Here is a 16,105-nt window from a genome sequence, read left to right as displayed (position 1 = left end):
TGGCAGCGGGTGTGGCATGGCGAGGGGCCAGCTACAAGCTTTGCCCACGGTAATCAAACAACGTCATTGCGAGCGGAGCGAAGCAATCCAGAGCAGTTGCAGCGCTGCATACGCCCTGGATTGCCGCGTCGCCTTCGGCTCCTCGCAATGACGAACTGGGAACTAAGCCTCGCCCGCGGTATCGATCAGCGCGGCGTCGATCGCCTCGCGAGGGCTTTTGCCGCCCCAGATGATGAACTGGAAGACGGGATAGAAACGTTCGCACTCGTCGATTGCCGCGTCGATCAGCATCTGCGCCTGGTCGACGCCGAGCATGCCGCCCTCGCCGAGCAGCGCGCCATGGCGCATCAGCAAAATGCCGTTGGCCGACCACAAATCGAAATGACCCAGCCAGAGCTGTTCGTTGATCAGGCCGATCGCCTCGTACATCGCAGCGCGCAGATTATCGGGCACGGTGATGTCGGGCAGCACGAGCAGTTGCACGACATTGTCATCCTCGCGCGCGATCACGCGCAGCTGGTAGCTGGTCCAGCTGCCCTTCACCTCGGCGGCGAGCTCGTCGCCGCCGGCCATCTCGCAGGGCCAGCCGCGCGCCTCGAACAGGGCGGCGAACATATCGACGGCGGGAGCGTCGCTCTCTTCCAGCCCGTTCATTTCCTCGTCATGCCGCTGCATGGCCATCCCCGGTTGATCGCGAAAGCCCATGCGAAACTGATCCCCGGCCACAGTTTCGGCAAGGATTATCGCGGCTTCGCCCCATTGCCTTGGGGACGCGCTGTGGAAAAGAACGCAGCTCAAGAGGCGCCTGGGCCATCCTTTTTCGGAGCGGCCCTGTGCGGCTTCTCCGTCGCCTCGGACGCGCCTTTGACCGGCGACGCGGGTTTCGGCTTGGCGGAGCTTCCTCTGCCCTCCATCGCATCGAGCCGGGCCTTCAGCGCCTCGACCTCCTCGCGCGCCTTGACCGCCATCGCCTTGACCGCGTCGAACTCCTCGCGGCTGACGAAATCCATGCCGCCGACGAACTCGCGCGTGCGCTCCTTGAACGAGGCCTCCGCCTCGCGGCCCATGCCGGCGACGGTGCCGGCCATGCCGTTCACGAATTTGACGAGGTCGTCGACGATGCGGTTTTCGCTCTGCATGGCGGGTCCTTGGGTTAACGCGGATGAAGGAGTGTTATATCTGGGTTCTGGCGGCGGGCGCGTAAAGGGTTTCCGCGTCCGGGTTCAACCGGTCGATCTGGAAATTCAGGATCGCGGCGAAACTCAGCCAGGCAAGATAGGGCACCATCAACCAGGCCGCGAGCGCCCGCACACGGCCGAACAGCAGCGTGGTGCCGATTGCCAGCAGCAGGATGAGCAAGATCAGGAAAAAGGCGGTCGACACCTGATGCATGCCGAAAAACAGCGGCGACCAGGCCAGGTTGCACAGGAACTGGAGCGCGAACAACCCGACGGCCGGCCAGCGCAGCCGCGCGCGCCGCGCGTTCAAAACCATCGCCAGCGCCAGCCCTTGCAGGAAATAAAGGATCGGCCAGATGATGGCGAAGGCGATACCGGGCGGCTGCGCGGCGGGTTTTTGCAACGCGGCGAACCAGACGTTGTCGTCACCCGATCCGGAAATCAGGCCCGAGAGCGGACCGAGTATCATGACCAGCGGAACGGTGAGCAGCGCCCAGCGAAGGAGCGACATGCGCAGCTGCGATTTGGATGCCAGTTCGCTCATTATGATCGGCTCTTTCGCGTCGAGAGGGTCGGGCCGAACGCCGCCTTAGCGGGGCCTTTGGCATTTATCCACAGGCCGATTGCTTTGGTTCGATGCCGGCCTGGCACGTCATGGGACGAAAGCTCACCGGGCGTTCCGCGCGCCGATCAGGAACTCGACATTGCCGCTGGGTCCAGTGATCGGGCTACGATTGGTGCCGAGCACCTGCCAGCCCATCGCCTCGAGCCAGTCCGCCACCTCGTCGCACACGCGCGCATGAACCGCTTCGTCGCGAACCACGCCGCCCCTGCCCACCTCGCCGCGCGCCGCCTCGAACTGCGGCTTGATCAGCGCCACCAGATCGGCGCCGGGTTTGGCAAAGCGCAGCGGCACCTCCAGAACCTTGGCCAGCGATATGAAGCTGGCGTCGCACACGATCAGGTCGACCGGCTCCGGAACATGCGCATCGGTCAACAGGCGCGCGCTGGTCTGCTCGTGCACGACCACGCGCCCGTCTTGCCGGATTTTCCAGGCGAGCTGGTTGGTGCCGCTGTCGACGGCATAGACGCGGCCCGCGCCGCGGCTCAGCAGCACATCGGTGAAGCCGCCGGTCGAGCTGCCGACGTCGATCGCCACCGCGCCCGCCGGATCGATCGCGAAATGATCCAGCCCGTGCGCCAGCTTGATCCCCCCACGCGAAACCCACGGATGATCGCGCCCGCGCACGTCGATCGCGGCATCCTGTGCCACCTGCTGGCCCGGCTTCAGCGCCTTGGCCTCGCCGATATAGACCAGCCCCGCCATGACCAGCGCTTGCGCCCGCGTGCGGCTTTCCACCTCGCCGCGATCGACAAGCAACTGGTCGAGACGTGTCTTTTTGGCAGCCATTGCGTCGATCGGCCTAGCCGTCCTCGACGCTCGATGCCATAAGCGCCTGCATGTCGCGCCCCTTTCCCCGACCCGCCCTGCGCGCCGTGCCGCTGACCGCCTCGATCATCGCTTTGTCCTGCTGCGTGGCGCCCGAGCGCGAGCAGTCCACCGAGCCGGCCCCGGTCGCCGCGCGTCCGGTGCCTGCGCCCGCTCCGTCACCGACCGCAGCGCCCAAGCCCGCGCCGACCGGCGAGTGGACCGAATGGCCCGCAACTGCCGGCGAATGGATCTATCGGCGTGACGAGCGCGGCAGCCTGGCGCTGTTCGGCGAACCGAACCAGGACGCGCGGCTGACCTTGCGCTGCGAGCTTCCCGCCCGGCAAATCTATCTGACGCGCGCAGGCGCCGCCAGCGCAGCGGTGCCGTTCACCATCCGCACCACCTCCGGCCTCGGCGGCTATACCGCGCAGCCGACCGGCGGCGCGCTGCCCTATGTCGGCATTGCGCTTGCGCCGACCGACATGATCCTCGACCGGATCGTGTACAGCCGCGGGCGCTTTCTTGTCGAAGGCGGCGGCGCACCGCTGGTGGTGCCGAGCTGGCCCGAGATCGCGCGCGTAGTCGAGGATTGCCGCAGCTGAAATTGGCGATCGATCCGCCTTCATCGGGCAATAAAAAAGCGCCGGAAAGTCTCCGACGCAACACCGACGATTCCTTTCGGCCCAAAAAAAAGAAATTTCAAGGCTTGTTTCCGAAGCCAATTTGAATCACCTTCCGAGTCGTGGAGGGCAAATGTCATGCACACCATAGTTCAGTTTCAACAAGCGAAAGGAGGTGATCCGATGTCTCATGGTTCAGCTAAGGGGTCGGATAATTCCGTTCGGGAGACTGCCCGCTGACGCACAGGCGATGATGCCGGGAAAACACATGCGTTAGACTAAGGCCTAATCTTCCGGCAGCGGACACTTCCGACCGCTGACCATGTTCTGGGGCCGCCGGTCGCCGAAAGGCACAGGCGGCCCCTTTTCATGTCGCCATTACGCCCCGCGCCGCTCCGTTGCGCCTTTTGTCTGTCGCCGCTCGTCGCGCGCTGATCGAAACCGGCATAGCCTTTGCCAGCGCAACGACTATGCGGCAGAATCAATCCGAACGCTGCCACTCCGCTTTCAAAGGACCACCATGAGCTTCGTCAAAGGCGCCTGGAAAATTCTCGTCGGAATCAAGGATGCGCTCGCCCTGATCCTGCTGCTGATGTTCTTCGCGCTGCTGTTCGCGATCCTGAGTTCGCGCCCCAATGCCGCCGACATCAAGGACGGCGCGCTGATGCTGAAGCTGCAGGGCACCATCGCCGAGCAGCCCGCCACGCCCGATCCGTTCGCCGCGCTGTTCGGCGACGGTCCGGTGCCACGCGAATATGCGGTGCGCGATCTCACCCGCGCGATCGAGGCGGCGAAGGACGATGCACGCGTCAAGGCCGTGGTGCTCGATCTCGACGGATTTCTGGGCGGCGGGCAGGCCTCGATCGCCACCGTCGGCCGCGCGCTCGACGACGTGAAGAAAGCGGGCAAGCCGGTCTACGCCTATGCCACGGCCTATGCCAATGACGGCTATCAGTTGGCCGCGCATTCCAGCGAGATCTGGGTCGACCCGATGGGCGGCGCGCTGGTCGCGGGCCCGGGTGGCAGCGGCCTCTATTATGGCGACGCGCTCGATAAATACGGCATCAAGGCGCATGTCTACCGCGTTGGCACCTATAAAAGCGCGGTCGAGCCGTTTACCGGCAACAAGGCGTCCGAACCGGCCAAGCAGGCGCTCACCGCCCTACTCGGGGAAGTATGGGAAGACTGGCAGGCCGAGGTCATCAAGGCACGGCCACAGGCGAAGTTGCAGGACATCATCGCGCGCCCAGCCGAGGCGGTGGAATCGGCCAACGGCAATCTCGCCGAACTGGCGCTGCGCGACGGTTTCGTCGACAAGCTCGGCACGCGCGCGCAGTTCGGCGATTATATAGCCAGGAAAGTGGGCAAGGGTCTGGACGAGGCGCCGGGCAGCTTCGCGCAGATCGATTATGACGACTGGCTGGACGCCAACGAGCCCGAGGAGACCGGCGATGCCATCGGGTTGGTGACCATCGCGGGCACCATCGTCGACGGTGAAGCCGGACCCGGCACTGCCGGCGGCGACAGCGTGTCCGAGCTGATCTACGACGCGCTCGCCAATGACGATCTCAAGGCGCTCGTCGTGCGCGTCGATTCGCCCGGCGGATCGGTCCTCGCATCCGAGCAGATTCGCCTCGCCATCCAGGCGGCCAAGGACAAGGGCCTGCCGGTGGTGATCTCGATGGCCAATCTGGCGGCGAGCGGCGGCTACTGGATTTCCACGCCCGGCGACGCGATCTTCGCCGAGCCCGAGACGATCACCGGATCGATCGGCATCTTCGCCATTCTGCCGAGCTTCGAGGAAGCGCTGGGCAAGTTCGGCGTCAGCGCCGACGGCGTGAAAACCACCCCGCTGTCGGGCGAGCCGGACATCTTCGCGGGACCGAACGAAACCTTCGATCGGGTGGCGCAGTCGACGATCGAAAACGGTTATCGCGACTTCCTGACCCGCGTCGCCAAGTCGCGCCATATGACGACGAGCCAGGTCGACGCGATCGGTCAGGGCCGTGTCTGGGCGGGCGGCACCGCGCGGCAACTGGGGCTGGTCGATCGGCTCGGCGGGCTCGACGAGGCGATCGCCGAAGCGGCGAAACGCGCCAAGCTGAAGACGGACGACTATCATGTCAGGACGATCGAGGAAGCGCCCGACCCGTTCGCGGAATTTCTGACCGAACTCAGCCGGGACGACGACCCGAAAAATGTCCGGCTGGACCTGTTCGGCCACGCCGCCATGCGTCAGCGCCAGACTATGATACAGGTCGCGGCGACCGCGCAGGAGCTGGTCGGCACCGCCGGCGCGCAGGCGCGCTGCATTGAATGCGAACTGGTGGTGCCGCGCGCCGCGCGGATCGATGCGCGCGGCGGATGGGCGGCGCTTCTCGCGAAATGGTTCTAGGCCAGGACGCAACCGCGATCAGCGGTGGTGCGCGTGGGTGATCGCCACCGCCAGCGCGTCGGCCGCGTCGGGTCCGGCGATGGCCGCGCCCGGCAGCAGTATCTTGAGCATCGCCTGAATCTGCGCCTTGTCCGCGCCGCCGGTGCCGACCACGCTCTTCTTGACCAGCCGCGCGGCATATTCGCCCACCTCCAACCCGGCTTTCGCGGCGGCCAGCAACAGGACGCCGCGGGCCTGACCGAGCTTGAGCGTCGAGCGCGGATTGGCGTTGACGAACACTTCCTCCACCGCCGCCGCTTCCGGGCGATGCTCCGCGATCACGGCCGTCAACGCGGTTTCGAGTTGAAGCAGCCGCCGCGCCAGCGGCAGGTCCGCCTTGGTCCTCACCTGTCCGTTGGCGACATGCACCAGGCGGCTGCCTTCGGCCCGGATAACGCCCCAACCAGTGGTGCCGAGCCCGGGATCGAGCCCGATGATGATCATGGCGCTCAGGCGTCCTGGCCGAGCTTTTCCATGATCTCGTCCGAGACGTCGTAATTGCCCCAAACGGTCTGCACGTCGTCATCGTCGTCGAGCGTGTCGATCAGATGCAGCAACGTAGCGGCATCGCCCTCGGCGACGTCGACCGTCAGACTGGGCTTCCAGGCGAGCTTGACCGTCTCGGCCTCGCCCAGACTTCGCTCCAGCGCACCTGCGACCTCGTGCAGATCGTCGCCCGCGGTCCAGATCGCGTGCTCTTGCCCATCCGACTGGATGTCCTCCGCGCCCGCTTCCATCGCGGCTTCGAGCATCTTGTTCTCGCCGCCGGCCGACGCCGGATAGACGATCAGGCCGAGCCGTTCGAACCCGTGCGCGACCGATCCGGACGCGCCCAGATTGCCGCCGTTCTTACTGAACGCGGTGCGGACATTGGTGGCGGTGCGGTTGCGATTGTCGGTCAACGCCTCGACGATGATGGCGACGCCGCCGGGGCCATAGCCCTCATAGCGGATTTCCTCATAATCATCGCCCTCGTTGGCACTGGCCTTATCGATCGCGCGCTGGATATTGTCCTTGGGCATCGACTGCGCCTTGGCCGCGAGCACCGCGGCGCGCAGGCGCGGGTTCATGTCCGGATCGGGCATGCCCATCTTGGCCGCGACGGTGATCTCGCGGCTGAGCTTCGAAAACATCGCCGAGCGCTTCTTGTCCTGCGCGCCCTTGCGATGCATGATGTTCTTGAATTTGCTATGGCCCGCCATTCAACTCGATCTCTTGAAATTGCGTGATGGCTCGGCTTATCCCGGCATTCGAATGAATGCAATTCAGAGACCGTTCGGGGAGGCTCGCAGATGAATATCGACGTCGATCATTTGAGAGGCCAGTTTCTCGGAGCATTGATCGAAGATGTCCAGATTGCGCGCAAACGCTTGGGCGAGAACAATCTTCAGCCAGATCGAAGAAATCTCGTTCGAGCGACATCCGCAGCGATCGAAGGAATGCTTTGGTATTTGAGGCTTGCTGCAATAGACTATTCCAACGAAATTCTTCCCCTAATCGATATCGAGGTGATGGCACTGCGAGAAATGAACTATGTCGTGAGAAACAATGGCAAGGTGGAGGAACAAATCCGTTTCGTTCCGCTGCTATCAATGGTCCGGCTACTCTCCAATATTTATAATAAAGTCCTCGGGGTAGAAACGATCGATTTTTCAAGCAGCGAATGGTCGAACTTTCAGCAAGCAGCCGAAATCCGCAACCGTATTACGCATCCCAAAAGCGCCCAAGACATTAAAATTGACCCCAACGACGTAGAGGTTTCTCAACGTGCGCTATTTTGCTTTTTCGCGATAGCCATCGAATGGATGGATAAATCGAACAAGGCATTGAAAAGCCATTCCGATGACTATCGCGCATTATTGGAGAATATGCGTGCAGGCGACCCCGATGCGCTGAATGTCTATGCCTTGGCGCTCAAGATGGAAGGTTAAGAGCCATCGCGATGCCAAATCAGACCAATCCGATGGCCGCCTTATAAGTTTCAAGCAACATTTCGCGCTCCTGCCGATCGTTTGCAGCCATCTTCCTCAACTTTATCAGTTCCCGCATAGTCTTGGTATCATAGCCTTGGCTTTTAGCTTCTGAATAGACGTCACGGATATCGTCGGCGACGCCTTTTTTCTCTTCTTCCATGCGCTCGACGCGCTCGATGAACAGGCGCAGCTGCTGGTCGGTGGTGGTGGCTTCTTCATCTGCCATGTCGACAATTTCCTTCGATTATTAAGAACCGTTCGCCCTGAGCTTGTCTAAGCCTGTCCTAAGCGACTGCTGCAAGTAGTCAGTCGAAGGGGCTGCTCTTTTTTATCGCAACATTGCGTTTGAAGAAGGACAGGGCTTCGACAGGCTCAGCCCGAACGGATGTGGTGAAATGGATTTGTTGGTCCGGGCCGAAGCCCGAATCGCGAGGCCCGTGCCTAGCCAGCGCGCGCGTTCTTCGCCACGCTTTCCTTCATCGCGGTAAGCTGCTCTTCGCTCGCGGATGTCTGATGGCGGTCCTTATATTCCGCATAGGGCATGCCGTAGACATATTCGCGCGCCTGATCCTTGGTCAGCGAACCGTCCGCCTCCATCAGCCAGTCGGCCAGGCAATTGCGGCAGAAACCGGCGGTACCCATGATCTCGACATTCTGCGCGTCGGTGCGATGACGCAGATGCGCGAGCAGGCGTTCGAAGGTGGCGGCGATGGCCGTATCGCTGGGTTGGTCGGTCATGGGAATTCATACCTGATGTTGGACAGTGCCGATAAACCGACACCCGGAATTTCTTGGGTCCGTCATGCTAAGCCGCTAAGCCTTGCGCCGCAAGCACATGACCCGCCTCCGGCGGAAGGCGGAGGAGCCAGAATGACCGACTTCACCAAACCGCGCACCCGCAAGATCCGCATCCTCGCCACGCTCGGCCCCGCCAGCGAGAGCGCCGAGGCGATCGAGGCGCTGCATCGCGCGGGCGCGGACGCCTTTCGCATCAATATGAGCCACGGCGCGCAGGAGGATAAGAAAAAGCTCTTCCAGCATATTCGCGCGCTGGAGGACAAAACCGGGCGGCCGACCACCATCCTGGCCGATCTTCAAGGGCCCAAGCTGCGCATCGGCACGTTCGCGGACGGCAAGATCGAGCTGACCGAGGGCGATGCGTTTACCCTCGACCGGCTGGACGAACCGGGCTCCGCGGCGCGGGTCAAGCTGCCGCACAAGGAGATTTTCGACGCGCTGGCGGCGGGAAACCGGCTGCTGCTCGACGACGGCAAGATCGCGCTGCGCATCACCGCAGCCGGGCCGGACCGGATCGAAACGCGCGTCGAGGTCGGCGGGGCGCTGTCGAACCGCAAGGGCGTGAACGTGCCCGATGTCGCGATCCCCATGAGCGCGCTGACCGACAAGGACCGCTCGGACCTCGCCTTTGCGCTGGAACAGGGCGCGGACTGGATCGCATTGAGCTTCGTGCAGCGGCCCGAGGATGTGGCCGAGGCGCGCCGCCTGATCGGCACCCGCGCCGCGCTGCTTGCCAAGATCGAAAAGCCCTCGGCCTGCACGCGGCTGGACGAAATTCTCGAACTGTCGGACGGCGTGATGGTCGCGCGCGGCGATCTGGGCGTCGAACTGCCGCCCGAAGCCGTGCCGACGCTGCAGAAGCGCATCGTGGCGACCGCGCGCGCCATGGGCAAGCCGGTGGTGGTCGCCACGCAGATGCTCGAATCGATGATTCTAGCGCCCACGCCGACCCGCGCCGAGGTCTCCGATGTCGCCACGGCGGTCTATGACGGGGCCGACGCGATCATGCTCTCGGCCGAGACCGCGGTGGGCGATTACGCGGTGGAGGCGGTCGCGATCATGGACCGCATCGCCACCAGCGTGGAGAGCGATCCGGGCTATGGCCGCCGTGTCCATTTCACCGAAACCCAGCCGGATGCGACCACATCGGACGCGATCGCCGCGTCATCCAACAGCATCGCCAACACCATCGCGGTGTCTGCCATCGCCTGCTTCACCAATTCGGGCTCGACCGCCCGGCGTATCGCGCGCGAGCGGCCCTCGGCGCCGCTGTTGGTGCTGACCCCGCAGCGCGAGACCGCGCGGCGCGTCGGACTGCTCTGGGGCGCCTATGCGGTGGTGACGCGCGACGTCTCCGATTTCGAGGAGATGATCGCCAAGTCCAAGCGCATGGCCCTGCGCCACGGCTTCGGCGGCGCGGGCGAACGGCTGATCCTGATCGCGGGGGTGCCGTTCGGAACGCCCGGCAGCACCAACCTGCTGCATGTGGTGACGCTGAGCGGGGACGAGTTGAAGGGGCGGTGATTAATGGTTTGGTTCTGGATGATCGCTCTTTTAGCAGTCGGCGTATATTGCCTGGTTCAGGCCGTTCGCGACTATCGGGCGAAACGATATTGGTGGGCGGCTTGTGCTGCGGTTGGTGCGGTGATTGTTTTCACGATCCCCTTCCCCACGCATTCCGTTACGATGGAACTGCCAGCACCCAAATGATTTCCAACCTCCGTTCGGGCTGAGCTTGTCGAAGCCTTGTCCTTTCTTCTCGGACATCGGCCCCGGCAGAAGGACAGTCCTTCGACAAGCTCGGGACGAGCGGGTTTTGATATACGGATGGGGCTTACAACAACCCCACCGCCTCCAGTTCCGCCTTCAGCGTCTCCGCGTCCTTAAACACATGGCCGTGCATGCCCGCCGCCTGCGCCCCGCGGACATTCTCGATGCGATCATCGATGAACAGACACGCGTCCGGGTCGACCGCAAAACGCTTGATCGCCAACGCGTAGATCGCGGCATCGGGCTTCACCAGTTTCTCGGTGCCGGAGACCAGGATGTCCTCGAATAGGTCGAAAATCGGCTGTTCCGGACGGAACATCGCCCAGAATTCATGGCCGAAATTGGTGATCGCGAACAGCGGCACCCCGCGTTCGTCCAGTTCGCGCACGATCGCGTGGCTGCCGGGCACGGGGCCGGGCACGGTCTCGGTCCAGCGCTCGGCATAGGCGCGGATCATCGCTTCGTGCGCCGGAAACAGCGCGATACGTTCTTCCAGCATGACCGCGAGCGGACGGCCCGAATCGGCTTCGAAATGCCAGTCCCCGGTGACGACATTGCCTTGGAACCAGTCCAGTTCTTCGGGATCGTCGATCAGCTTTGCGAACAGAAAGCGCGGGTCCCACTCGAACAGCACATGGCCGACGTCGAAGATGGCCGTGGTGAGGGGCATGTCGCTTACTCTCCAGCCGTTAAAAACACGTCATCCCGGACTCGACCCGGGATCCAGGGGCGGGCGGCAGTGCCGTCTCGCTCTGGATCCCGGGTCGAGCCCGGGATGACGTTATATTATTGTAGAACGGCACACGGCGCACAAGCGCCACGCCGAATCAGCCCTGGCGGGCCTTGAAGCGGCGGTTGGTCTTGTTGATGACGTAGACGCGCCCACGGCGCCGGATCACGCGATTGTCGCGATGACGGCCCTTGAGCGACTTCAGCGAGTTGCGGATCTTCATGGCTGGGTGCTTCTTCGTTTGATTGAAATGTCGAAATTCGAAGGCGCGCACCTAAGGAGGGCTCCGTACAAAGTCAAGCTTGGCAACCAACGAAAGCGCCCGCGCGTTTCCATATCATAGCCCATCCGCCCAAGCTTTTCACGCCAAGCTTTTCACGAGGAAAAAATCATGCCGCGTATCCTGGCCCCCGTCTTTCTCGCCGCCGCCGCCGCGGCCTCCTTGTCCGCTTGCATGACGCCCGCCGGCCCGGTCGAGGTCACCCGCTTCCACCGCGCCGAGACCGCGCCGGTGCCGCGCGGTACGATCTCGCTGGCGCCCTTGCCCAGCGGAACGATCGCGCCCGAGAGCATCGAGGCGCGCACCTATTACGATGCCGTCGCCGCCGAACTGTCGCGGCTCGGTTACACAGTCGTCGCTGCGGGCGGGGACTACCGCGCCGAAGTCGATGCGCAGCGCGGAACGGCGGCCGAGTTCGCGAACCGCGGCTCGGGCGTCTCGGTCGGCGCGGGCGGATCGACCGGCACCTATGGCAGCGGCGTGGGGCTCGGCGTCGGGCTCGACCTTACCCGCCTGCTGGGCGGCGATGGGGGTCCGCGGGTGATCACCGAGCTGGACGCGCGGATCCTGCGCGCTTCCGACAGTCTCGTCGTCTGGGAAGGCCGCGCGCAGCAGGAAACCGGCGCGCGCACCGAAGCCGCGCAGCTGAACGTGATTTCGCGCAAATTGGCCGGCGCGCTGTTCCAGGGCTTTCCCGGCAACAGCGGTGAGACTATCAGGGTGAAATGACACTGCAGATCACGTCCGCGTTCGACAGCGGCAACATCATCGTCGAATCCGCAAAGGGCGACAGCGCCAGGCTGCGCATCGCCAAGGACAACCACTCCGATTTCTACCAATGGTTCCATTTCCGCGTGACCTGCGAGCCGGGAACGCGGCTGGAACTGGCGATCACCGATCTGGCGGGCAGCGCCTATCCGGGCGGCTGGCAAAATTACAACGCCGCCGTGAGCGAGGACCGCGTCGAATGGCTGCGCGCGCCGAGCCGATGGGACAAGGACGCCGGGGAACTGACGATCGACTGGACCTGCGAGAGCGGCACCGCCTGGTTCGCCTATTTCGCGCCCTACAGCTATGAGCGCCACCAGAACCTCGTGGCCGAGGCCGCGGCCTGCGAGGGCGTGTCCTACCGCCAGCTTGGGCTAACCGCCGATGGTCGCCCGATCGACTGTCTGGAAATGGGTGAAGGCGAGAAACAGGTATGGCTCTATGCGCGCCAGCATCCCGGCGAATCGATGGCCGAATGGTGGATGGAGGGCGCGCTCGCCAAGCTGACCGACCCAGCCGATCCGCATGCGCGGCTGCTCCGGCAAAAGTGCCGCCTCCATGTCGTGCCGAACATGAACCCCGACGGCAGCGTTCGCGGCCATCTGCGCACCAATTCCAAGGGTGTGAACCTCAACCGCGAATGGCACGAGCCTTCGCAAGAGAAGAGCCCCGAAGTGTTGTGCGTGCGGGGTGCGATGGACGAAAGCGGCGTCGATTATGCCATGGACGTGCACGGCGACGAGGCGATTGCCGCGGTGTTTCTGGCCGGGTTCGAGGGCATCGAGAACTGGACCGAGGAGCTTGGCGGCAAATTCACCCGCTATCAGCAGCTGCTCGCCCAGCGCACGCCCGATTTTCAACATGAGCTGGGCTATCCCAAGGCCAAGCCCGGCACCGCCAATCTCTCGATGAGCACCAACCAGCTCGCCCAGCGCTTCGGTGCGGTATCGATGACGCTGGAGATGCCGTTCAAGGACAACCAGTTCCTGCCCGACGAAGCGCATGGCTGGAGCCCCGAACGCTGCGTGCGCCTGGCCGATGATTGCCTGGCCGTGCTGGCGGAAATGGTCGACGAGATTTAAAGCGCGGAGCCAAGCATGCCCAAACTCATCCTGCTGCGCCACGGCCAGTCCGAATGGAACCTGCAAAACCGCTTCACCGGCTGGTGGGACGTGGACGTGACCGAGAAGGGCATCGAGGAAGCGCGCGCGGCGGGGCGGTTGATGCGCGAGAAGGGCGTCGATCCCGACATCTGCTTCACCTCGCTCCAGACCCGCGCGATCAAGACGCTGCATCTGGCGCTGGAGGAAATGGACCGGCTCTGGCTGCCCGAATATAAGGACTGGCACCTCAACGAGCGTCATTATGGCGGGCTCACCGGGCTCGACAAGCAGGAGACGCGCGACCGGCATGGCGACGAGCAGGTGCATGTCTGGCGCCGCAGTTTCGATGTGCCGCCTCCGCAACTGGAGGCAGGTAGCGAATATGACCTGTCGTCCGATCCGCGCTATGCCGGGATCGACGTGCCGCGCACCGAAAGCCTGAAACTCACGATCGAGCGCGTGCTGCCCTATTGGAACGACGTCATCGCGCCCGAGCTGAAGGCGGGCAAGACCGTGCTGATCAGCGCGCACGGCAATTCGCTGCGCGCGCTCGTCAAACATCTCTCGGCAATCCCCGACGACGAGATCACCGGGCTGGAAATCCCGACCGGCCAGCCGATGATCTACGAGCTGGACGACGAGCTGGACGAGGTGGAGCGTTATTATCTGAAGGACCGGTGAGGGCACGCGCTCGTTCTCCCCATTGGCTTCGTCATTCCGGACTTGATCCGGAATCCATGGCGGGTGCAGCTCTGTAATGGCCCTGGATTCCGGCTTTCGCCGGAATGACGACATGCTTTAGAGACCAGGTTGAACGCCAAGCTTCCCCCATTGCCCTACCCCCTCCCCTTCGATAACAGAATTCGCTTCACGCGAACGAGTTTACGGGGTGGAGCATGAGCCAGAAATCGGGGGGCGACGGACCCATCATCGGCATCATCATGGGCAGCCAGTCCGACTGGCCGACCATGCAGTGCGCCGCCGATATCCTGCAGCAATTCGGTATCGCGCATGAGGTGCGCATCGTCTCGGCGCATCGCACGCCGCAGCGGCTCTGTGATTATGCCAAAACCGCCGAGCAGCGCGGCCTCAAAGCGATCATCGCCGGGGCTGGCGGCGCGGCGCATCTGCCGGGGATGGCGGCAGCGTTGACGCCGCTGCCGGTGCTTGGCGTGCCGGTGCAATCGAAGGCGCTCGATGGCATGGATAGCTTGCTCTCGATCGTGCAGATGCCAGGCGGCGTGCCGGTGGCCACCTTTGCGATCGGCGAGGCGGGCGCGAAGAACGCCGCTTTGTTCGCCGCCGCGATGCTGGCCACCACCAACGACGCACTGGCGCAGCGGCTCGCCGATTTTCGCGGCGCGCAGACGAGCGGCGTAGCCGAGGCGCCCGCCGAGACACCTGCATGAACGGAGCGCTCGCGCCCAGCGCGGTCATCGGAATTCTGGGCGGCGGCCAGTTGGGGCGCATGCTAGCGATGGCCGCGGCGCAAATCGGCTATCGCTGCCATATTTTCGCGCCGCAGGGCCGCGCGGTCGCCGCCGACGTCGCCGTATCGCGCACCACCGCCGCCTTCGAGGACGAACCTGCGCTCGCCCGTTTCGCCGAAGCCTGCGATGTGCTGACCTATGAGTTCGAGAATGTCCCGACCGCGCCGCTCTTGGCGCTGGGGCTGGCGGACAAGGTGCGGCCCGGGGTCAAGGCGCTCGACATCTCGCAGAGCCGCATCGCCGAAAAAAGCTTCTTCCGCGATCTCGGCGCGCGCACCGCGCCGTTCGCGTTCGTCGAGGATGCAGCCACGCTGAAGGAGGCCATCGCCGCGATCGGCGCGCCCGCCATCCTGAAGACCGACCGCATGGGCTATGACGGCAAGGGCCAGGCCCGCATCACCGACGGCGGTGACGCACCGCGCGGCTGGGAGAGCATCGGACGGCAGCCCGCGGTGATGGAAGGGTTTGTCACGTTCGAGGACGAGTTCTCGGTCATCCTCGTGCGCGCCGCCGATGGCGAAATCCGCTTCTGGGATTCGACGCGCAATGTGCATGAGGACGGCATCTTGCGGCGCTCGCTCTGGCCCGCCGGGGACGTGGTTGAGGCCCAGATCGCGGACGCGCGCGCGCTGGCGGGCAAGGCGGCCGAAGCGCTGGATGCGATCGGCGTGCTGACGTTCGAATTCTTCGCCACTGCCGACGGCCCGCTGTTCAACGAATGCGCGCCGCGCGTCCACAATAGCGGCCACTGGACGATCGAGGGCGCGGTGACGAGCCAGTTCGAAAACCATATTCGCGCCATCGCGGGCCTTCCTTTGGGCGCCTGCGCCACCGTCGGCACGCGCATCGAAATGAGCAACCTGATCGGCGAGCAAATCAACGACAGCGCGGCGATTCTGGCCGACCCCGCGGCGCACCTGCATCATTATGGCAAGGCCGATGCGCGGCCGGGCCGGAAAATGGGCCATGTCACCAAGCTATATTTTTGAATTTGGCTGGGTTAAGCGCCGGTGACAGGCTCATGAACCATCCCGAAATCATCTTCGTGCTCGCCCGGGCGGACAACGGCGTCATCGGCAAGGATGGCGACATGCCCTGGCATCTTCCCGCCGACCTCAGGCATTTCAAGCAGATCACCGGCGCCCGGCCGATGATCATGGGCCGCAAGACGTTCGAAAGCCTGCCCGTCGCCTTGCCCGGCCGACGCCATATCGTGCTCACCCGCGATGCCGACTGGGCCGACGAGGAAGCCGAGCCGGTGGGCTCGGTCGAAGCGGCGCTCGCCACCGCCAATGCGCCGCATGTGACGGTGATCGGGGGAGCCGAAATCTTCGCGCTGTTCCGCAGTCGCGCCGACCGCATCGAACTGACCGAAGTCCATGCCGCGCCCGATGGCGACACGCGCGTTCCCGCCTTCGAACCCGACGAATGGACCGAGATCGCGCGCGAATCGCACGAGCGCGATGGCGATCGCCCGGCGTTCGATTTCGTCACGCTCGTCAGGAAATAGATGCCGCGCGCTGTAGGCA

Annotated in this window: 20 protein-coding genes; 10 read left to right on the top strand and 10 right to left on the bottom strand. The window is 64.1% G+C overall.

Annotated elements, in window-relative coordinates; all coding sequences use genetic code 11:
• Positions 1-162: 162 nt before the first annotated feature.
• From ACOQPC_RS01410 to ACOQPC_RS01395, 4 genes are all read right to left on the bottom strand, one after another.
• Positions 163-675, bottom strand: coding sequence for a YbjN domain-containing protein (locus ACOQPC_RS01410; RefSeq protein WP_420608183.1), 513 nt, complete (start codon positions 673-675; stop codon positions 163-165).
• 119 nt (positions 676-794) lie between these two features.
• Positions 795-1,139, bottom strand: coding sequence for an accessory factor UbiK family protein (locus ACOQPC_RS01405; RefSeq protein ID WP_420606892.1), 345 nt, complete (start codon positions 1,137-1,139; stop codon positions 795-797).
• 34 nt (positions 1,140-1,173) lie between these two features.
• Entirely contained in the window at positions 1,174-1,722 is a 549-nt protein-coding gene (locus tag ACOQPC_RS01400; RefSeq protein WP_420606891.1) for a TspO/MBR family protein, read from the bottom strand.
• Positions 1,723-1,845: 123 nt separating this feature from the next.
• The gene (locus tag ACOQPC_RS01395; protein ID WP_420606890.1) at positions 1,846-2,589 is read right to left on the bottom strand and encodes a TlyA family RNA methyltransferase; all 744 of its coding nucleotides are present in this window, start codon (positions 2,587-2,589) and stop codon (positions 1,846-1,848) included.
• Between the two features lie 50 nt (positions 2,590-2,639).
• On the opposite strand from ACOQPC_RS01395, the gene ACOQPC_RS01390 reads away from it, so the two are divergent.
• Entirely contained in the window at positions 2,640-3,212 is a 573-nt protein-coding gene (locus ACOQPC_RS01390) for a hypothetical protein (RefSeq protein ID WP_420606889.1), read from the top strand.
• A 538-nt stretch (positions 3,213-3,750) separates the two neighbouring features.
• Entirely contained in the window at positions 3,751-5,625 is a 1,875-nt protein-coding gene (gene sppA, locus ACOQPC_RS01385; protein WP_420606888.1) for a signal peptide peptidase SppA, read from the top strand.
• Positions 5,626-5,643: 18 nt separating this feature from the next.
• On the opposite strand, the gene ruvC is transcribed toward sppA, so the two are convergent.
• Together ruvC and ACOQPC_RS01375 are read right to left on the bottom strand one after the other, a co-directional pair.
• Positions 5,644-6,108, bottom strand: a complete 465-nt coding sequence (gene ruvC / locus ACOQPC_RS01380) for a crossover junction endodeoxyribonuclease RuvC (protein WP_420606887.1) — start codon at positions 6,106-6,108, stop codon at positions 5,644-5,646.
• Positions 6,109-6,113: 5 nt separating this feature from the next.
• Positions 6,114-6,866, bottom strand: coding sequence for a YebC/PmpR family DNA-binding transcriptional regulator (locus tag ACOQPC_RS01375; RefSeq protein ID WP_420606886.1), 753 nt, complete (start codon positions 6,864-6,866; stop codon positions 6,114-6,116).
• Positions 6,867-6,956: 90 nt separating this feature from the next.
• Here ACOQPC_RS01375 and ACOQPC_RS01370 point away from each other — a divergent pair, with 90 nt between their 5' ends.
• Positions 6,957-7,595: a hypothetical protein gene (locus ACOQPC_RS01370; protein WP_420606885.1), complete on the top strand. Its 639-nt coding sequence runs from the start codon at positions 6,957-6,959 to the stop codon at positions 7,593-7,595.
• A gap of 19 nt (positions 7,596-7,614) precedes the next feature.
• Here the strand turns inward: ACOQPC_RS01370 and ACOQPC_RS01365 are convergent, their stop codons facing one another.
• Positions 7,615-7,863, bottom strand: a complete 249-nt coding sequence (locus ACOQPC_RS01365; protein ID WP_420606884.1) for a DUF2312 domain-containing protein — start codon at positions 7,861-7,863, stop codon at positions 7,615-7,617.
• Between the two features lie 215 nt (positions 7,864-8,078).
• The gene (locus ACOQPC_RS01360) at positions 8,079-8,375 is read right to left on the bottom strand and encodes a DUF1244 domain-containing protein (RefSeq protein WP_420606883.1); all 297 of its coding nucleotides are present in this window, start codon (positions 8,373-8,375) and stop codon (positions 8,079-8,081) included.
• Positions 8,376-8,507: 132 nt separating this feature from the next.
• Here ACOQPC_RS01360 and pyk point away from each other — a divergent pair, with 132 nt between their 5' ends.
• Positions 8,508-9,959, top strand: coding sequence for a pyruvate kinase (gene pyk, locus ACOQPC_RS01355; protein WP_420606882.1), 1,452 nt, complete (start codon positions 8,508-8,510; stop codon positions 9,957-9,959).
• A 310-nt stretch (positions 9,960-10,269) separates the two neighbouring features.
• On the opposite strand, the gene ACOQPC_RS01350 is transcribed toward pyk, so the two are convergent.
• Positions 10,270-10,875 carry an HAD family hydrolase gene (locus ACOQPC_RS01350; RefSeq protein WP_420606881.1) on the bottom strand — a complete coding sequence of 202 codons (606 nt, stop codon included), beginning with the start codon at positions 10,873-10,875 and terminating at the stop codon, positions 10,270-10,272.
• 157 nt (positions 10,876-11,032) lie between these two features.
• Positions 11,033-11,158: a type B 50S ribosomal protein L36 gene (ykgO, locus tag ACOQPC_RS01345; protein ID WP_022673177.1), complete on the bottom strand. Its 126-nt coding sequence runs from the start codon at positions 11,156-11,158 to the stop codon at positions 11,033-11,035.
• 168 nt (positions 11,159-11,326) lie between these two features.
• Here ykgO and ACOQPC_RS01340 point away from each other — a divergent pair, with 168 nt between their 5' ends.
• From ACOQPC_RS01340 to ACOQPC_RS01315, 6 genes are all read left to right on the top strand, one after another.
• On the top strand, positions 11,327-11,944 hold the full coding sequence (locus ACOQPC_RS01340; RefSeq protein ID WP_420606880.1) for a DUF4136 domain-containing protein: 618 nt from the start codon (positions 11,327-11,329) through the stop codon (positions 11,942-11,944).
• Positions 11,941-13,065 carry a M14 family metallopeptidase gene (locus tag ACOQPC_RS01335; protein WP_420606879.1) on the top strand — a complete coding sequence of 375 codons (1,125 nt, stop codon included), beginning with the start codon at positions 11,941-11,943 and terminating at the stop codon, positions 13,063-13,065. Before ACOQPC_RS01340 ends, ACOQPC_RS01335 begins: the two co-directional genes overlap by 4 nt.
• A 15-nt stretch (positions 13,066-13,080) precedes the next feature.
• The gene (gene gpmA / locus ACOQPC_RS01330) at positions 13,081-13,767 is read left to right on the top strand and encodes a 2,3-diphosphoglycerate-dependent phosphoglycerate mutase (RefSeq protein ID WP_420606878.1); all 687 of its coding nucleotides are present in this window, start codon (positions 13,081-13,083) and stop codon (positions 13,765-13,767) included.
• Positions 13,768-13,982: 215 nt separating this feature from the next.
• A complete protein-coding gene (gene purE / locus ACOQPC_RS01325; protein WP_420606877.1) occupies positions 13,983-14,495 on the top strand; it encodes a 5-(carboxyamino)imidazole ribonucleotide mutase in 513 nt (170 codons plus the stop codon).
• Positions 14,492-15,565, top strand: coding sequence for a 5-(carboxyamino)imidazole ribonucleotide synthase (locus ACOQPC_RS01320; RefSeq protein WP_420606876.1), 1,074 nt, complete (start codon positions 14,492-14,494; stop codon positions 15,563-15,565). Before purE ends, ACOQPC_RS01320 begins: the two co-directional genes overlap by 4 nt.
• Positions 15,566-15,597: 32 nt before the next feature.
• Positions 15,598-16,086: a dihydrofolate reductase gene (locus tag ACOQPC_RS01315; RefSeq protein ID WP_420606875.1), complete on the top strand. Its 489-nt coding sequence runs from the start codon at positions 15,598-15,600 to the stop codon at positions 16,084-16,086.
• Positions 16,087-16,105: the final 19 nt, after the last annotated feature.

Origin of the sequence: Novosphingopyxis sp. (assembly GCF_965218915.1) — a bacterium.
GTDB lineage: Bacteria > Pseudomonadota > Alphaproteobacteria > Sphingomonadales > Sphingomonadaceae > Novosphingopyxis.
Note: the sequence above shows the minus strand (reverse complement) of the source record. Positions and strands in the feature narration are given on the sequence as shown.

Bases quoted from the DNA above. Each gene is read 5' to 3' on its own strand.
- ACOQPC_RS01410 (WP_420608183.1), bottom strand. From the start codon at position 675: ATGCAGCGGCATGACGAGGAAATGAACGGGCTGGAAGAGAGCGACGCT.
- ACOQPC_RS01405 (WP_420606892.1), bottom strand. From the start codon at position 1,139: ATGCAGAGCGAAAACCGCATCGTCGACGACCTCGTCAAATTCGTGAAC.
- ACOQPC_RS01400 (WP_420606891.1), bottom strand. From the start codon at position 1,722: ATGAGCGAACTGGCATCCAAATCGCAGCTGCGCATGTCGCTCCTTCGC.
- ACOQPC_RS01395 (WP_420606890.1), bottom strand. From the start codon at position 2,589: ATGGCTGCCAAAAAGACACGTCTCGACCAGTTGCTTGTCGATCGCGGC.
- ACOQPC_RS01390 (WP_420606889.1), top strand. From the start codon at position 2,640: ATGTCGCGCCCCTTTCCCCGACCCGCCCTGCGCGCCGTGCCGCTGACC.
- sppA (WP_420606888.1), top strand. From the start codon at position 3,751: ATGAGCTTCGTCAAAGGCGCCTGGAAAATTCTCGTCGGAATCAAGGAT.
- ruvC (WP_420606887.1), bottom strand. From the start codon at position 6,108: ATGATCATCATCGGGCTCGATCCCGGGCTCGGCACCACTGGTTGGGGC.
- ACOQPC_RS01375 (WP_420606886.1), bottom strand. From the start codon at position 6,866: ATGGCGGGCCATAGCAAATTCAAGAACATCATGCATCGCAAGGGCGCG.
- ACOQPC_RS01370 (WP_420606885.1), top strand. From the start codon at position 6,957: ATGAATATCGACGTCGATCATTTGAGAGGCCAGTTTCTCGGAGCATTG.
- ACOQPC_RS01365 (WP_420606884.1), bottom strand. From the start codon at position 7,863: ATGGCAGATGAAGAAGCCACCACCACCGACCAGCAGCTGCGCCTGTTC.
- ACOQPC_RS01360 (WP_420606883.1), bottom strand. From the start codon at position 8,375: ATGACCGACCAACCCAGCGATACGGCCATCGCCGCCACCTTCGAACGC.
- pyk (WP_420606882.1), top strand. From the start codon at position 8,508: ATGACCGACTTCACCAAACCGCGCACCCGCAAGATCCGCATCCTCGCC.
- ACOQPC_RS01350 (WP_420606881.1), bottom strand. From the start codon at position 10,875: ATGCCCCTCACCACGGCCATCTTCGACGTCGGCCATGTGCTGTTCGAG.
- ykgO (WP_022673177.1), bottom strand. From the start codon at position 11,158: ATGAAGATCCGCAACTCGCTGAAGTCGCTCAAGGGCCGTCATCGCGAC.
- ACOQPC_RS01340 (WP_420606880.1), top strand. From the start codon at position 11,327: ATGCCGCGTATCCTGGCCCCCGTCTTTCTCGCCGCCGCCGCCGCGGCC.
- ACOQPC_RS01335 (WP_420606879.1), top strand. From the start codon at position 11,941: ATGACACTGCAGATCACGTCCGCGTTCGACAGCGGCAACATCATCGTC.
- gpmA (WP_420606878.1), top strand. From the start codon at position 13,081: ATGCCCAAACTCATCCTGCTGCGCCACGGCCAGTCCGAATGGAACCTG.
- purE (WP_420606877.1), top strand. From the start codon at position 13,983: ATGAGCCAGAAATCGGGGGGCGACGGACCCATCATCGGCATCATCATG.
- ACOQPC_RS01320 (WP_420606876.1), top strand. From the start codon at position 14,492: ATGAACGGAGCGCTCGCGCCCAGCGCGGTCATCGGAATTCTGGGCGGC.
- ACOQPC_RS01315 (WP_420606875.1), top strand. From the start codon at position 15,598: ATGAACCATCCCGAAATCATCTTCGTGCTCGCCCGGGCGGACAACGGC.